Genomic DNA, 15,831 nt, shown 5'->3' on the forward strand with positions numbered 1-15,831 from the left:
TCCGGGTCCTCTACAACGTTCAACCGAGCGCCATCATCGACATCAGGTGCGCCACCACGATGCCGAAGCCGGTGCCGAGGATATAGCCCAGCAAGGCCAGCAAAATTCCCACCGGCACCAGCGATTTCGAATAGCTGGCCGCAAGGATCGGCGTGGCCGCTACGCCGCCAATATGCGCCAGCGAGGCGATGCCGCACAGGAACAGATCGAAGCGGAACAGCTTGGCGAAACCCACCAGCAGCACCGCGTGGATCGCGATGACGGTGACGCCGCACAGCAGATACAACGGCGCGGCGCCGATGCCATGGAAATTGCTCTGCGAGGCCAGCACCGCCACCACGCTGATCAGCAGCGCGCCGGAAATCGTGCCCGCGCCGGGGTAGCGCGCCAGCGGCGTATGCGCCACCACCAGGCCTGCCGCGGTGGCCAGCAGAATCGTCCAGGTGGTGGCGCTGAGCATGCTCGACACCGGCAGTTTCGTGGCCAGCCAGCCGGCCAGCGCCGCAGCCAGCAAGGCCATGCCCAGCCACAGCAGCACGCTCTCCGGCGTGGTCGGCCCGGTCGGCTTCGCCTCGGCCACCACCAGATCGCCGCTGGATTTGGCGCGCGTCCAGCGGTTGAATGCGGGCGCCAGCCGCGCCACCGAAAACAGCACCACCACCCACATCGAGTAGCACAGCGCATCGGTCAGCAGCGACATCGCCAGCAGCGCGTCCGACATGCCGATCGCCTGCTTCACCGCGATCATGTTGGCGGTCCCGCCCACCCAACTGCCACTGAGCGCGCCCAGCGGTTGCCAGGTGTCACCCGGAAGCCAGCCGCGATAGATCAGGAAGGTGCCGATGAAGGCCACGAACAGGCTCACCGAGGTGCAGGCGAACACGGCCAGCACGCGCGGCCCCAATGCCCAGATGGCCCGCAGATCGCAATTGATCATCAGCAGAAACAGCAGCGCCGGCACCAGCCGCGACACCAGCATTGATTGCGCCGCATGGATCTGCGCGTTGACCTGCCACAGCCCCGACACCGCCAGCGCGGTCACCAACAAATAGGTCAGCACGATCGGCGGCAGCACCGAGAAAACCTTCCAGCCCGTGCGCCGTTCGATCGCCGGAAACAGGCCGGCAGCCAACAGCATCACCGCCAGGTAGGGCCAGACCGTCTGGATCACATGCGTCCCCTTGTGGACCGTTCGCCGATGCGCGGCAACGGGCCGGTTTGCGCCGCCAAGGAATAGGTGATTCTTTTCAATTGCAATCGAAGCATAAATTATTGACCAGCATTTGCAAGCGTGTTACACAGCCGCATCTGGGGTCTTCATGGCGGGGGATGGCGCGATGCACTCACGGTTACCTGTCGCAGTGAAATCACGTGGGCGGCGTCTGGCGCTGGCGCTGCTGGCGCTATTGTTCGCCGGCCCGCTGCAGGCCGGCTCGCAGGATGACAACCGCGCCGTGGCGCCCATCATCGCGCAGATCGACGCCGGGCATTTCCACGAGGCGCAGGCGGCGATCGACCGCGCGCTGGCCCAGCCGCAGCTTTCCGCCGACGCGCGGCGCGCGCTGGCGTTCCAGCGCGAACGCATGCGCCGCATCCTGCTCGATTTCACCCTCGACGCCGACGACGTCGAGGCGCGCGTGCGCAAGCAGATCCCCGACCTCACCGACGCCGAGTTCGCCAGGTGGAACGCGGCCGGACTGTTCGAGCACCAGGTCATCGACGGCCGCACGCTGTACTTCAAGCGCTCGCCGGGCAACCTGTTCCACCTCAGCGACGAGGCGGTGGCGCGGCGCGCGGTGCAGGCGCCGAGCACCGATGGCCCGATGGAATCGCTGAACGACGCGCAGCGGGCGATCTACCACGCCGCGCTGGCCGAACACCGCAGCAGCGTGCTGCCGCGCCGCGTGCGGATGACGCAAACGCTTACCGTGGATGCCGACGCCGTGCCCGCCGGTGAAACCGTGCGGGCGTGGATTCCCTACCCGCAGGCGGTGCCGGGCCAGCAGCAGGACATCCGCTACATCGCCAGCGTGCCGGCGCAGCATCGCATCGCGCCCGCGTCCGCCCTGCAGCGCACGGTGTACCTGGAGCAGCCCGCGGTGGCGGGCAAGAAGACCGAGTTCTCGGTGACCTACGAGTTGACCCTGTTTGCCCAGTACCACGCCATCGACCCGGCCAGGGTAACGCCGCTCTCCGCCGCCAGCGCGGAAGCCGTGCAGTGCCGTGATGGTCACGACGATGCGGCGCCCTGCTCCATCTTCCCCGTCCACGGCACGACCCACGCGGAGACCGAACTGGCGCCGTACCTGGCCGAGCGTCCGCCGCACATCGTGTTCACCGACGCGATGCGCGCGTTCTCGCGCAAGGTCGTTGGCGACGAGAAGAACCCGTACCACATCGCGCAGAAACTGTTCGCGGCGGTCGACAGGATTCCCTGGGCCGGCGCGCGCGAGTACTTCACCATCAGCAACATCAGCGACTACGCGCTGCACGCCGGCCACGCCGATTGCGGCCAGCAGACCCTGCTGCTGATGACCCTGCTGCGGCTCAACGGCATCCCCACGCGCTGGCAGTCGGGCATGGTGTTTTCCGACGACGGCAGCTACAGCAACATCCACGACTGGGGCTACCTGTACCTGGCGCCGTACGGCTGGGTGCCGATGGACGTGACCACCGGCCAGCTGCAGCCGGGCCCCGCCGACGACCAGGCGCTGGCGTGGTTCTACCTCGGCGGGCTCGATGCCAACCGCATCGCCTTCAACAACGATTACGGCCGCACGTTCGTGCCGCCGAAGCAGCATTTCCGTTCCGACAATGTGGATTCCCAGCGCGGCGAAGTGGAGTGGGACGGGGGCAACCTCTACTACGGCCAGTGGGATTACGGCTTCGATTGGCAGATCCAGGCAGCGACGCAGGGACGCAGAAGCAACTAACCAGCAGCTTTCATAAAGAGGCATCGACGGCGTCGATGGGGAGAAGGGGTATGAACAGCAACAACCGCAAGCTACGCAGGACCGTGCTGTGCATGGCGCTGGGCCTTGGCCTGGCGTCGCTGGCCGTGCCGGCCGCCTTTGCCGGCAGCAACGACGGTTCCGTGGTGGGCCATACCGCCGCCGGTGCCGTGATCACGGTGAACAACACCGCCACCGGCTTCACCCGCTCGGTCACCGCCGACGCCAAGGGCAACTACCGCTTCCCGTTCCTGCCGGTGGGCACCTATACGCTGGAGAGCAGCAAGGACGGCGCACCGGTGGGGCACGCGGTGAATGTCACCGTGAGCCTGGGCAATGCCACCACCGTCAACGTGGGCGGCGCGAGCGACGCGACGGCGCTGGAAGCGATCAGCGTCAGCGGCACCATCCTGCCCGGGGTGGACGTGAGTTCCACCGAATCGGCCACCAATGTCACCCGCGAGCAGTTGAGCCGTATCCCGGTGGACCAGAACATCACCTCGGTGGCGATCCTGGCGCCGGGCGTGAACCGTGGCGTGGCTGGTTTCGGCGGCATCTCCTTCGGCGGCTCGTCGGTGGCGGAGAACTCGTTCTACGTCAACGGCCTCAATGTCACCGACTTCTACAACCGCAACGGCTTCTCCTCGGCGCCGTTCGCGTTCTACCAGGAGTTCCAGGTCAAGACCGGCGGCTACTCGGTGGAGTTCGGCCGCACCACCGGCGGCGTGATCAACGCGGTGACGCGCACGGGCACCAACGACTTCCACTTCGGCACCGAGACGACGCTGGAGCCCGGCAACTGGCACTCGCGCGCCGACGACCACTACCGCGCCGACGGCACCCGCTACCTCACCGCCGGCAAGGACCGCGACTCGCTGGTCAAGCTCAACGGCTATGTGTCCGGCCCGATCGTCAAGGACAAGCTGTTCTTCTTCGCGATGTACGAGGCGCGCGGCGCCACCCCGCGCAACACCAACGACGACGGCACCGTGCTCACCAGCAACGGCTCGGACACCGGCTTCTGGGGCGCCACCATCGACTGGCACGTCAACGACAGCAACCTGCTCAGCGCCATGGCGTTCTCCGACAAGGACAAGAACGTCGGCGACGTCTACGACTACGACTACGAAAACCAGCAGCTGGGCGGCAAGACCAACGAGATCTATACCGACACCGGCGGCAAGAACTGGGCCCTCACTTGGACCAGCTACCTCACCAACGACTTGTCGATGAAGCTGATGTACGGCCGCAACAACCGCGAATCGTTCAACCGCGGCCTCAGCGATCTGGAGTGCAACCGCGTGGCCACTGACGGCGACATCCCGCTGCCGGGCATCGGCCTGGGCTGCACCACCAATTCCCTGGTGAGCAAGCGCAACGACGTGCGCAAGCAGGCGCGCGCCGATTTCGAATGGACGCTGGGTGACCACCTGCTGCGCTTCGGCTACGACAGCGAGAAGAACACCTCCGACTACGACCGCTATTACCCGGGCCCCGGCGCGCTCTACTACAACGTCTACCAGGCGGCGCCCGGCTCATCGATCTCCAACCCCAGCGGCGGCGTGGTGCCGGCCGGCTACACCGGCTACGTGCGCGCCCGCCGCTACGAAATCTCCGGCACGTTCGAAACCACCAACTCCGCCTACTACATCGAGGACAACTGGCAGGTCACGCCCAACGTGCTGTTGAACCTGGGCCTGCGCCGCGACGGCTTCGACAACAAGACCGGCGACGGCGACAGCTACATCAAGATGGACAACATGATCGCGCCGCGGCTGGGCTTTTCATGGGACATGCACGGCGACGGCACCACCAAGCTGTTCGGCAACCTGGGCCGTTACTACCTGCCGGTGGCCAACGTGATCAACATCAAGCAGGCCGGCGGCCTGCTGGACGAGCGCACGTACTACGCGTTCGACGGCTGGCAAACACTGGACCGCAACGGCTCGCCCTACGCGATGCCGATCCTGGGCCCGCAACTGGGCGGCGTGGATGTGTCGCAGGGTGACGGCAGCGTGGGCGACCTGCGCTCGGAGGTGGACCACGACATGGACCAGGTCTACCAGGACGAACTGATCCTGGGCTTCCAGCAGATGCTCAACGACAAGTGGTCGTGGGGCGTCAGCGGCACCTACCGCCGCCTGCACAACGCCATCGACGACATGGGCATCACGCAGACGCCCTGCGGCCCGCTGCTGGACAGCGACGGCGACCCGACCACGCAGTGGGTGATGGCCAACCCCGGCTCCAAGGTCTCCATCTGGGGCGACACCAATTGCGACGGCACGCCCGACGGCTACGTGGATATCGACACCGCCAAGCATGGCTGGGCGATGTACGACAGCGACGGCAACTACCTGGGCGAGCGCGGCTGGGTGAAGCCCAAGCGCACCTACACCGCGATGGAATTCCAGATCGACCGCGCGTGGGATGACAAGTGGGCGTTCAACGCGTCGTACACGCTGTCGTGGAGCCGCGGCAATGCGGAAGGCCCGGTCAACTCCGACACCAACTTCGACGACACCGGCCGCACCGAGAACTTCGACGACCCGTGGGTCAACTTCGGCGGCGACGGCTACCTGCCCAACGACCGCCGCCACCAGATCAAGCTGCGCGGCACCTATGCCATCACGCCGCAATGGCAACTCGGCGCGGACCTGCAGATCCTCTCCGGCACGCCGGTCACCGGCTTCGGCAGCGGCAATCCATACGACGCCACCTCGTACCACAGCTATTACATCTGCGTGCAGAACTGCGGCTTCATCCCGGGCGAGGTGGACGCCGACGGCGACCCGGTGCCGTATCCGTCCGAGCAGCGCGTGTACGAACGCTCGCCGCGCGGCAAGTACGGCCGCACGCCGTGGAGCTACGACCTGGGCGCCAGCATCAGCTGGCAGAAGCCGATCGGCACCGACAGCCGCATCAAGGCCAAGTTCGCGGTGTACAACCTGCTCAACTCGCAGCGCACGCTGGGCGTGAACCAGGACCTGCAGACGTCCATTTCCGACAGCACCAGCGACACCTTCGGCGAAGGCGTCCGCTTCCAGTCGCCGCGCTTCGCCCAACTCACGGTGAGCGTGGATTTCTGACGCATCTCCCCCCTTGGCGACCCGCCTGCGCTGCAGCGGGTCGCCATTTTTTCTTTCAGGGTGCGGCCATGCCAGGGCCACACCCAGCGCAAACACCATCGGGGCTATGGTCGAAGCCGGCCCGTGACCGGGAAACCGCATGAAGACGATCGCACGCCTCGCCATCCTCGCCACCCTGGCCGCGGGCGCCGCCCAGGCGCAGGACCCGCCGATCACCATCGACAGCCACGTCGACATCCCGTTCGACTACATGGGCGAACCGCGCTTCGACGTGGGCCAGCCCACGCCGCTGCTGGTCGACCTGGGCAAGATGGAACGCGGTGGATTGAATGCCGCGTTCTTCGTGGTCTGGGTGCCCCAACACCAACTCGATGATGCCGGCTACGCCAAGGCGGTGAAACAGGCCAGCCAGAAATACGACGGCATCGGCCGCATGCTGATGATGTACCCCGACCGCATCCGCCTGGCCACCACGCCCGAGCAGTTGATGGCCAACCATCACGCCGGCCTGCTCTCGGCAACCATCGAGATCGAAAACGCCTACTCACTCGGCCACGACATCCATCGCCTGGACGCCGCGTTCGATCGCGGCGCGCGCTCGGTAGGCCTGGTGCATGTGGGCAACAACGACCTGTGCACCAGCTCGCAGCCCGATACCGAACACGGCGAGCCGGCGATGAACAGCGCCGCCGATACCGGCATGAGCGACTTCGGCCGCGCCGTGGTGAAGCGGGCCAACCAGCTGGGCATGATGGTGGACGTATCGCACGCGTCCGACGCCTGCGTACACGACACGCTGAAGGTGTCGACGGCGCCGATCATCGCCTCGCACTCCGGCGCCCGCGCCGTGCTCGATCATCCGCGCAACCTGCCCGACGACCTGCTGCGCGCGATCGCCGCCAAGGGCGGCGTGATCCAGGCGGTGGCATACAAGGAGTTCCTGAAACACGACCCGGCCCGCGAAGCGGCCGAGGAAAAACTGCAGCAGGCCGTGGCGAAAGCCGCCGGCGACACGAAGTACGACAGCGACAAGCACGACTACCTGCCCGCGATGGCCGCCGGCATGGCGAAGATCCAGCAACAGCATCCGCTGCCCACGCTGGACGACTACCTGGAACAGATCCGGCACATGGTGCAGGTGGCCGGCATCGACCACGTCGGCATCGCCTCGGACTTCGACGGCGGTGGCGGCATCACCGGCTGGGCCGACGCCAGTGAAACCCGCAACCTCACCGCCGCAATGCGCCGGCACGGCTTCAGCGACGCCGACATCGCCAAGCTGTGGGGCGGCAATCTGTTGCGCGTGTGGGGCGAGGTGGAGCGTGATGCGGTCAAGCACTAGAGCCCCCCTCACCCCAACCCTCTCCCCCGGCGAAGCCGGAGGAGAGGGAGCCAGTGCGGCGCGCTCTGCTGTTGCCCCCTCTCCTCCGACGGCAAAGCCGTTGGGGGAGAGGGCTGGGGTGAGGGGGCTGCTCTTGATCTCCGCCCTGCTCTTCGCCGCAGGCACCACTCAAGCAGCAACATCCACCCCGGAAACTCAAACCCTCGACCGCATCGTCAACGCCACCATCGCCCGCTACCACCTGCCCGGCATCGCCGTCGGCGTGATCGAGAACGGCAAGGTCGTCTACACCCGCACCGCCGGCGAAACCGTGGCCGGGTCGGGCGAAAAGATCACCCCGCGAACGCTGTTCAAGATCGCCTCCAACAGCAAGGCGATGACCACCGCGCTGCTGGGCCGGCTGGTCGACCAGGGCAAGCTGCGCTGGGACGATCCGGTGACGAAATACCTGCCGCAATTCCAGATGCACGACCCGTGGGTGACGGCCAACATGCGCGTGGCCGACCTGCTCACCCATTCCAGCGGCCTGCCCGAGGGCGGCGGCGACCTGATGCTGTGGCCGGAGCCGAACGCGTTCACCCGCGCCGACATCATCCACGCGCTGCGCTATATCGAACCGGGCTACAGCTTCCGCTCGCAATACCAGTACGACAATCTGCTCTACGTGGTGGCCGGCGAAGTGGCCGCCGCGGCCGGCGGCGCGCCGTACGAGACGCTGATGCGGCGCGAGGTGTTCGAACCGCTGGGACTGGGCCGCTGCCAGGTCGGCAGCTGGAGTCGCGACAGCGTGGGCAACGTGGCGCAGCCGCATTACCGGCACGACGGCCGCAACGTGCCCATGCACGAGGACGGTGCCACCATTCCCGCGATCACCTCCGCGCCAGCCGGCGGCATCCGCTGCGATCTCGCCGACATGCTGGTCTGGGCGCGCAACTGGCTGGTGCCCACGCCGGCGCAATTGCAGTGGCTGTCGTGGCCGCAGCGCGCCACGCTGCAGGCGCCGCACATGCTGATCCCGGTATCCACCCAGCGTCGCCAGTGGGACAACACGCATGTGATGGCCTACGGCTACGGCTGGCGCATGGCCGACATCGATGGCGCCTGGGCCGTGTGGCATACCGGCACGCTGGGTGGCATGTATTCGATGCTGGCGCTGCTGCCCGATCGGCAGAGCGGCTTCGTGTTCATGATCAATGGCGAGGCGGAGGATGCGCGCACAGTGCTGGGCGAAGTGCTGATGAAACACTTCACCGCGCCGCAAGAACGCCGCGGCGTGGCGTGGTACGCGGACGCGCTGGACGAGCAGGCAAAGCAGCGCCCGGCGTCGGCTTCGGCACCGGACACCTCAACGCGCCAGCCTGCCGGGTCCGCCGAACTGGCGGCGTTCACCGGCATCTATCGCGACCCCTGGCTGGGCGAGGCCGCCGTGTGTCCGCGCGGCGGCCAGGTGCGTTTCGCCGCGAAGAAATCGCCGCGACTGGCCGGCACGGTGATGCGGCTGGGCTCACGCTATTTCGTGCACTGGGACGACAATGGCGTCGACCCCGCTGCGTGGATGGACTTCCGTACCACCGGTGACGGGCCGACCACGCTGCGCATGGCCAAGCTCGACCCGCAGGGCGACTTCAGTTCGGACTATGAAGACCTGCGCTTCGAACGCGTGAGGGATTGCCCATGAACACGATCCCAACCCTTCCCCCGCTTGCGGGGGAAGGTGCCCGAAGGGCGGATGGGGGAAACCCGGAGCGCGCGTTCCCGGGCTTGCGGTGCGTTCGCCAAAAGCACCCCCTTCCGCCTTCGGCACCTTCCCCCGCAAGCGGGGGAAGGAAAGCGGTGGCGGTGTTGGCGGTGGTGTGTTTGTGGTTCGCCAACGCCAACGCGCGTGCTGCCGATCAGGTCACGCGCTCGCCCGCCCGCACTGCCGCCGAGGCCGGCCTGGTCGATATCCGCACGCGGGTGCCCGACATCGCCGAGGACATCAAGTACGCCGGACGCGACAATTTCGTTGGCACGCGGGTGGACGGCTATCTCGCGCCCAAGTGCCTGCTGCTGCAACCGGTGGCCGATGCGCTGGCACGCGTCGAGCATGAACTGCGCGCCCGACATCTGCGCCTGAAGATCTGGGACTGCTACCGTCCCGCCCGCGCCGTGGCGCATTTCGTGCGCTGGGCGCACGACCTCGGCGACCTGCGTACCAAGCCGCAACATTATCCGGACCTGCACAAATCGCAGTTGCTGGGCGACTACATCGCACCGGTGTCCGGACACAGCCGCGGCGCCACCGTCGATCTCACGCTGCAGCGCTGTGCCACCGACGGCGTTTGCAAGGCGCTGGACATGGGTACGGATTTCGATTTCTTCGGCACGCGTGCGCATACCGACACTGCCGGCGTCACCGCGCAACAACACGCCAACCGACGATTGCTGCGCGATGCGATGACGCGCGAGGACTTCAGGAATTACCCGCTGGAATGGTGGCATTACACGCTTGAGCCGGAGCCGACGCCGCACATGATTTATGACGTGCCGGTGCAATGAGTGCCGGACCGCTATGCCGATTCACGCCCTATCCGTGCTGCCGACCGGATGATCCACCGATGCCCAGGCCTTTCGATTCCCGACGCTGGCGTGTTGCCACGCTGCTGCTCCTGATCGCGCTGCTGAGCGCTTGCGCCCATGCGCCGCCGCGCAACCCGCTGGCCACCTGGGTGCCCTCGCCCAACCACGACGTCCGCCGGCCGGTGCTGATCGTGCTGCACTACACCGACCAGGATTCGGTGCAACAGAGCTTGCACACGTTGCGCACCGCCAACAGCGGCGGTCCGGTGAGCGCGCATTACCTGATCGGCGCCGACGGGCACATCTACCAGTTGGTGGCCGACCAGCTCCGCGCCTGGCATGGCGGGCCGGGACGCTGGGGCACGATCACCGACATCAACTCCGCCTCGATCGGCATCGAGCTGGACAACGATGGCGCCACCCCGTTCGCCCAGCCGCAGATCGCCGGCCTGCTGCGCCTGCTCGCCGACCTCACCACGCGGCTGCACATCCCGTCCACGCAAATCGTGGGGCACGAGGATTTCGCGCCCACCCGCAAGGTTGATCCCGGCCCGCTGTTTCCCTGGCAACAACTGGCCGCCGCCGGCTACGGGCTGTGGCCGCGGACGCCGCTGATCGACCCGCCGGCCGGTTTCGACCCCTGGATGGCGCTGGCGTTGGTGGGTTACCCGCTGGACGATCGCGCCGCCACGGTGCGCGCGTTCCACCACCACTATCGCGGCATCGAGGGCGAGACGCTGGATGCGACCGATCTGCGCATTCTCTACAGCCTGGTGCAGACGATCGAACGCGGCGGCGGCGCGCGCTGAATCCCGCCACGGCGTCGAGCCGGATCCGGTGTGGGAATCCACAACCCTGTGGCGATTGCGTTGCGCAGGCACACCTGCGCGGACCGCGTGCGCTACCCTCGCAAGCTGGTTCGACACGACGAGTCACCCTACCTGGAGAGGACGCCATGACACCCATCATCCGCACGACCTTGCTGCGCGGCTCGGCCCTGCTGCTGGCCTTCGGCCTGCCGGCGCTGCACGCCAACACTTACGTGTACGTCTCCAACGCCACCGACGGCACCATCTCGACCTACCAGCTGGCCGAGCAGACCGGCAAGCTCACGCCCGGCGCCACCGTGACCGCCGGCGACAACGTGGCGCCCATGGCGGTCAGCCCCGACCATCGTTACCTGTATGCGAACGTGGACTCGCCCACCCACGCGGTGCAGACCTTCGCGATCGATCCGGCCAACGGCGCACTGAAGAAGATCTCGCAATCGCCGACGGGTCACCCGATGGCGTACATCTCGCTGGACAAGACCGGCAACTACCTGTTCGCCTCTTCCTACGACGACGACGTGGTGACGGTGGCCCCGATCCACCATGGCGTGGTGGCTGACCAGCCCACGCAAACGTTGAAGACCGATCGCAACACGCACTCCGTGCACGTCGACAACAGCAACCGCTTCCTGTTCGCGCAGACGCTGGGCGGCGCCAAAGTCTTCCAGTACCGCTTCGATGCGCAGACCGGCAAGATCACGCCCAACGATCCCGCCGCACTGGATGTGCCGGCCGGACTGGGTCCACGCCATATCGCGTTCTCGCCCGACAACCGCTACGTCTATGTCCTGGACGAGTTGCAGAACAAAGTGATCACCTACTCGCTGGATCCGGCCACCGGCCAGTTGACCCAACAGGCCATCACCAGCGCGTTGCCCGCCGATACCACGCTGGTACCTGGCGCCCCACGCTTCGTGCGCAATCCCACGCCGGCACAGCGGCCGCACGCGGACACCAGCAACGACATCTGGGCCGCGGACATCCACATCACGCCGGACGGCAAGTACCTCTACACCTCCGAACGCACGCACAGCACCTTGAGCGCATTGAAGGTCGACAAGGCCAGCGGCGGGCTGACCCTGGTCGGCACCTACCCCACCGAGAAGCAGCCGCGCGGCTTCGCGATCACGCCCGACGGCAAATACCTGATCTGCGCCGGTGAGAAATCGGACCGGCTCTCCGTATTCGACATTGACGCGGCCACGGGTGCGCTGAAGCTCAACGGCCGCTACCCCGTCGGCCAGGATGCCAACTGGGTGGAGGTGGTGACGTTCTGACGCCGCGGTTGAGGGGATTGTCGCTCGCGGCGCGCATTGCCGGCCCGCCGTAGAGCGCAGACGCTTGCTTCCCCCGCGGGCGGGGACAAGATGGCAGGATTGCCATCTTGAGCAGCGACGCTGCCCGAAGGGCTGATGCCATGGATGGCATCAGTTCAAGCTGCCCGAAGGGCTGAAGGGGGGCTTTTCGTTCGTGCGGAAAAGCCCGGATCAAGAGCGCCCTCTTCCGCCCTGACGGGCACCTTCTCCCGCAAGCGGGAGAAGGGAAAGCAACGTTTTCAGCCGCGCGGCGGCGCTGCCGACGACTCGCGCTTGACCAGCGAGTACTTCATCACCTGGTGATTGCCGGCCTTGGGTTTGCCGCTGCGCTTGCAGCGGATTTCATCCAGCATCAGGCGCACGGCGGTGCGGCCCATCGCCGTCACCGGCTGGTGGATGGTGGTGAGGGTGGGCCAGATGGTGGTGGCCACGGGAGTGTCGTCGAAACCGGTGACGGAGAGGTCGCCCGGCACGCGCAAGCCCATGCCGTGGGCCACCGCGACCACGGCGGCGGCCATGTCGTCATTGCTGGAAAGAATCGCGGTAGGCCGGTTTTTCAGCTTCAGCAGCGTGCTGGCGGCCGCCAGGCCGGAGCGATAGGTGAACAGCCCCGGCACGATGTGCTCGGCCGGCACGGTGAGACCCGCACGCGCCATGGTGTCGACGAAACCCTGCGCACGCAGCACCGCGGGGGTGTGCTTGGGGTCGCCCTTGATCAGCGCGATCGCGGTGTGGCCAAGATCCAGCAGGTGCTGGGTCATCGCACTGGCGCCCTGGTAGTCGTCGATGCGCACGGAGCTGACGCCCGCCACCGGCGCGCCGGTGGCCACTGCCACCACGGTGATGTTGGCCAGGTCCAGCTCGCGTTTGGTCTGGCGCGAATCGCACAGCGGCGGCGGCAGGATGACGCCGTCCACGCCGGTGTCCAGCAGCCGCTGCATCGCCGCGCGCTGGCTGCGGATGCCACTGCACTTTTCCACCAGGATCTGCGCGCCGCTGAGGCTGCCCTCTTCCAGCACGCCGATCATCAGCTGGTTCAGATAGGCCGCGCTGGGGTTGCTGTAGAGCAGGCCGATGCGCGCCGCGTTGGACGAACGCAACGAGCGCCCCGCCAGGTTGGGCCGGTAGTTGAGCTCGGTGGCGGCAGCCAGCACCCGATCGCGCATCGCCTCGCCCACGCGCGGGTTGTTGTTCATCACCCGCGAGGCGGTCATCGGTGATACGCCGGCGCGGCTGGCGACATCGAGAATGGTGACGGTTTGCGAGGTGCGACGCTTGGTCTTGGCCATGAAGCCTCCTGAGCGCCCAGTCTAGCTGGCGTGCGCCGAAACGGCGGTACCTGCGGCCCCGTGTTCGTCGAGAAAGCGGCGCACCTCGGCCATGTCCGGCATGGCGGCGAACGAACCTCGCCGACCGACCGCCAGCGCGCCACAGGCCGCGGCGAAACCCAACACCGCCTCGCGCCTGCCCTCATCGGCGATCAGATCGGCCAGCGAATCGGGTTGCGCATGATGTTCGGCAAGGCTGTACAGCAGGCCGCCCACGAACGCATCGCCGCCGCCCGTGGTATCGACGGCGGCGACCGCCGGCGGTTGCAAGCGGCCGGCATGGGTGGGCGTCATCCAGTGGATCGCCGCGGCACCGTCGGTGATGATCAGGCAGCGCGCGCGGCCCTGCCACAAACGCTGGTACACGTGCTCGCGACCGCCTGCTTCGGCGGCCACGAAATCCAGCTCCTCCGCACTCAGCTTGACCAGGTCAGCCGCTTCCAGCGTCGCCCACAGGCGTGGATGGGGGTTTTCGCCCGCCGGCCACAACGCCGGGCGCAGGTTCATGTCGAAGCTCACCAGCGCGCCGGCCGCGCGCGCCCGCGTCATGCCTTCCAGCGTCACCGCCGCGATCGTCTCCTCGGTCAGGCTGTTGGAACATACGTGGAAGATCGCCGCGTCGGCGAACGCGCGCTCGTCGAAGTGATTGGCGCGAAACAGCAGGTCGGCCGATGGCGGCCGGTAGAAACTGAAACTGCGCTCGCCGCTGGCATCCAGCGACACGAACGCCAGCGCCGTGTTCGCCTTGTCGGTGCGCTGCACGTAGCGCATGTCCACGCCTGCATCGGCCAGGCTGCGCAACAGCAGATCGCCGAACGCATCGGCACCCAGCATGCCGGCGAACGCCGCGTGCCCGCCCAGCTTCGCCACCGCCACCGCCACGTTCGCCGGCGCGCCGCCGGCATGCGGCAGGTAGGCCGGCGGCGACGAGGCATCGGCCGCGGGCTGGGCGTGGAAATCGATCAGCGCCTCGCCGAAACAGAGGATGCTCTTCATGCCAGGCGCGATCCCTTGAAGCCGTAGTACAGGATGTAGACGTAGCACAGCAGCGGGATCACGAACGCATGCTGGATGCCGATCTGGTCGGCCAGCGCGCCCTGTGCGATCGGCAGCACGGCCCCACCCACGATGCCCATGATCATCAGCCCCGACGCGCGGCCGGTCAGCGGGCCCATGTTGTCGATGCCCAGGGTGAATATGGTCGGGAACATGATCGAGTTGAACAGGCCGATCGACACCACCGCCCACACCGCCACGTTGCCGTGCGAGGCCATGGTGCCGATCACCAGCAGCCCGGCGATCAGCGCGAACACGCCCAGCAGCGTGCGCGGGTCGAGCACCTTCATCAGCAACCAGCCCACCGCACGGCCCACCACGGCGCCGCCCCAGTACAGCGCTACGTAATGGGCGGCGGCGGCCTCGCTGATGTTGCCGATGTCCGGCCGGGCTATGAAATTGATCAGGAAGCTGCCGATCGACACTTCCGCGCCCACGTAGACAAAGATCGCCACCACGCCCAGCGCCACGCGCGGATGGCGCAAGGCATCCATGAAGCGGTGCTCGCTGGTGGACGACGATTCGTCACTGGCGGCCAGCGGCGGCAGCCGGAACAACCAGATCGCCAGCGCCAGCAGCACCAGCACGACGGTCAGTACCAGATAAGGCCCCTGCACCAGCCGCGCCTGCGACATGCGGTACGCGATCTGTTCCGCCTCGGGCAGGCTGGCCAGCGCGGCGGCACCCAGTGTGGCGCCGGACAGGATCAGCGGCCCGATGATGTACGGCCCCAGCACCGTGCCCACCGAGTTGAACATCTGCGCCAGGTTCAGCCGGCTCGACGCCAGCCGCGGCTCGCCCAGCAGGCTCACGTACGGATTGGCCGCCACCTGCAGCGCGGTGATGCCGCTGGCCATGATGAAGAACGCGAACAGGAACAGCGGATACGACGACACCGCGGCCGCGGGCAGAAACAGCACGGCGCCCACCGCGGTCACCAGCAAGCCGGTGATGATGGTGGCGCGGTAGCCGATGCGCGCCAACAGCGCGCTGCACGGCACCGACATGATGAAGTACGCCCCGAAGAAGGTGAACTGCACCAGCATCACCTCGAAATAATTGAGCGTGAAGAGGCCCTTCAGATGCGGGATCAGGATGTCGTTGAGTACCGTCATCAGGCCCCACATCAGGAACACGGCATTGATCACGATCAGTGCGGTACGGGTACTGGCGTTGCTACGAGGCATGGCGCGGCTACCTTGGTGAAAAACGATGGGTGGTCAGAATCGGTGTCGATACCACGCGGAGCTTCCGCCATCCGCGCCATGGGCAGCAAGCATGGCGACGCCGACGACGCCACGTGGCCTGTTTCCCCGCTGCTAGCGCGCTGCGCGCCAACCCGTGTGATAACGTTACCCGC

General features: G+C 66.9%; 11 protein-coding genes. 7 read left to right on the forward strand and 4 right to left on the reverse strand.

Annotation, left to right across the window (positions count from 1 at the left end; genetic code table 11):
- Positions 1 to 19 precede the first annotated feature (19 nt).
- Positions 20 to 1,171 (reverse strand): DUF819 family protein, encoded by a 1,152-nt coding sequence (locus UU9_RS07950; protein ID WP_007081225.1) that lies wholly within the window; start codon positions 1,169 to 1,171, stop codon positions 20 to 22.
- Positions 1,172 to 1,337: 166 nt separating this feature from the next.
- On the opposite strand from UU9_RS07950, the gene UU9_RS07955 reads away from it, so the two are divergent.
- The 7 genes from UU9_RS07955 to UU9_RS07985 all read left to right on the forward strand — a co-directional run bounded on the left by UU9_RS07955 (position 1,338) and on the right by UU9_RS07985 (position 12,048).
- Complete coding sequence (locus tag UU9_RS07955; RefSeq protein ID WP_040670550.1) at positions 1,338 to 2,933, forward strand: transglutaminase-like domain-containing protein; 1,596 nt, start codon at positions 1,338 to 1,340, stop codon at positions 2,931 to 2,933.
- A 50-nt stretch (positions 2,934 to 2,983) separates the two neighbouring features.
- Positions 2,984 to 6,040 (forward strand): TonB-dependent receptor, encoded by a 3,057-nt coding sequence (locus UU9_RS07960; RefSeq protein ID WP_007081227.1) that lies wholly within the window; start codon positions 2,984 to 2,986, stop codon positions 6,038 to 6,040.
- A 139-nt stretch (positions 6,041 to 6,179) separates the two neighbouring features.
- On the forward strand, positions 6,180 to 7,382 hold the full coding sequence (locus UU9_RS07965; protein WP_007081228.1) for a dipeptidase: 1,203 nt from the start codon (positions 6,180 to 6,182) through the stop codon (positions 7,380 to 7,382).
- Entirely contained in the window at positions 7,366 to 9,060 is a 1,695-nt protein-coding gene (locus UU9_RS07970) for a serine hydrolase (RefSeq protein ID WP_425476837.1), read from the forward strand. The genes UU9_RS07965 and UU9_RS07970 overlap by 17 nt, the downstream gene beginning before the upstream one ends.
- A gap of 155 nt (positions 9,061 to 9,215) precedes the next feature.
- On the forward strand, positions 9,216 to 9,920 hold the full coding sequence (locus UU9_RS07975) for a M15 family metallopeptidase (protein WP_007081230.1): 705 nt from the start codon (positions 9,216 to 9,218) through the stop codon (positions 9,918 to 9,920).
- 59 nt (positions 9,921 to 9,979) lie between these two features.
- Positions 9,980 to 10,750 carry an N-acetylmuramoyl-L-alanine amidase gene (locus UU9_RS07980; protein WP_007081231.1) on the forward strand — a complete coding sequence of 257 codons (771 nt, stop codon included), beginning with the start codon at positions 9,980 to 9,982 and terminating at the stop codon, positions 10,748 to 10,750.
- A gap of 146 nt (positions 10,751 to 10,896) precedes the next feature.
- Positions 10,897 to 12,048 carry a lactonase family protein gene (locus UU9_RS07985; RefSeq protein ID WP_007081232.1) on the forward strand — a complete coding sequence of 384 codons (1,152 nt, stop codon included), beginning with the start codon at positions 10,897 to 10,899 and terminating at the stop codon, positions 12,046 to 12,048.
- A 278-nt stretch (positions 12,049 to 12,326) separates the two neighbouring features.
- On the opposite strand, the gene UU9_RS07990 is transcribed toward UU9_RS07985, so the two are convergent.
- Genes UU9_RS07990 through UU9_RS08000 form a run of 3 tightly spaced genes read right to left on the reverse strand, consistent with a single transcriptional unit; the run spans position 12,327 to position 15,658 of the window.
- Entirely contained in the window at positions 12,327 to 13,376 is a 1,050-nt protein-coding gene (locus tag UU9_RS07990) for a LacI family DNA-binding transcriptional regulator (protein ID WP_007081233.1), read from the reverse strand.
- A 21-nt stretch (positions 13,377 to 13,397) separates the two neighbouring features.
- Positions 13,398 to 14,411 (reverse strand): carbohydrate kinase family protein, encoded by a 1,014-nt coding sequence (locus UU9_RS07995; RefSeq protein WP_007081234.1) that lies wholly within the window; start codon positions 14,409 to 14,411, stop codon positions 13,398 to 13,400.
- Complete coding sequence (locus tag UU9_RS08000; RefSeq protein WP_007081235.1) at positions 14,408 to 15,658, reverse strand: sugar MFS transporter; 1,251 nt, start codon at positions 15,656 to 15,658, stop codon at positions 14,408 to 14,410. The genes UU9_RS07995 and UU9_RS08000 overlap by 4 nt, the downstream gene beginning before the upstream one ends.
- Positions 15,659 to 15,831 lie beyond the last annotated feature (173 nt).

Origin of the sequence: Rhodanobacter fulvus Jip2, assembly GCF_000264315.1 — a bacterium.
In the GTDB taxonomy this organism is placed as follows: Bacteria; Pseudomonadota; Gammaproteobacteria; order Xanthomonadales; family Rhodanobacteraceae; genus Rhodanobacter; species Rhodanobacter fulvus.

Bases quoted from the DNA above. Each gene is read 5' to 3' on its own strand.
- UU9_RS07985 (WP_007081232.1), top strand. From the start codon at position 10,897: ATGACACCCATCATCCGCACGACCTTGCTGCGCGGCTCGGCCCTGCTG.
- UU9_RS07995 (WP_007081234.1), bottom strand. From the start codon at position 14,411: ATGAAGAGCATCCTCTGTTTCGGCGAGGCGCTGATCGATTTCCACGCC.
- UU9_RS08000 (WP_007081235.1), bottom strand. From the start codon at position 15,658: ATGCCTCGTAGCAACGCCAGTACCCGTACCGCACTGATCGTGATCAAT.
- UU9_RS07960 (WP_007081227.1), top strand. From the start codon at position 2,984: ATGAACAGCAACAACCGCAAGCTACGCAGGACCGTGCTGTGCATGGCG.
- UU9_RS07990 (WP_007081233.1), bottom strand. From the start codon at position 13,376: ATGGCCAAGACCAAGCGTCGCACCTCGCAAACCGTCACCATTCTCGAT.
- UU9_RS07955 (WP_040670550.1), top strand. From the start codon at position 1,338: ATGCACTCACGGTTACCTGTCGCAGTGAAATCACGTGGGCGGCGTCTG.
- UU9_RS07970 (WP_425476837.1), top strand. From the start codon at position 7,366: ATGCGGTCAAGCACTAGAGCCCCCCTCACCCCAACCCTCTCCCCCGGC.
- UU9_RS07965 (WP_007081228.1), top strand. From the start codon at position 6,180: ATGAAGACGATCGCACGCCTCGCCATCCTCGCCACCCTGGCCGCGGGC.
- UU9_RS07980 (WP_007081231.1), top strand. From the start codon at position 9,980: ATGCCCAGGCCTTTCGATTCCCGACGCTGGCGTGTTGCCACGCTGCTG.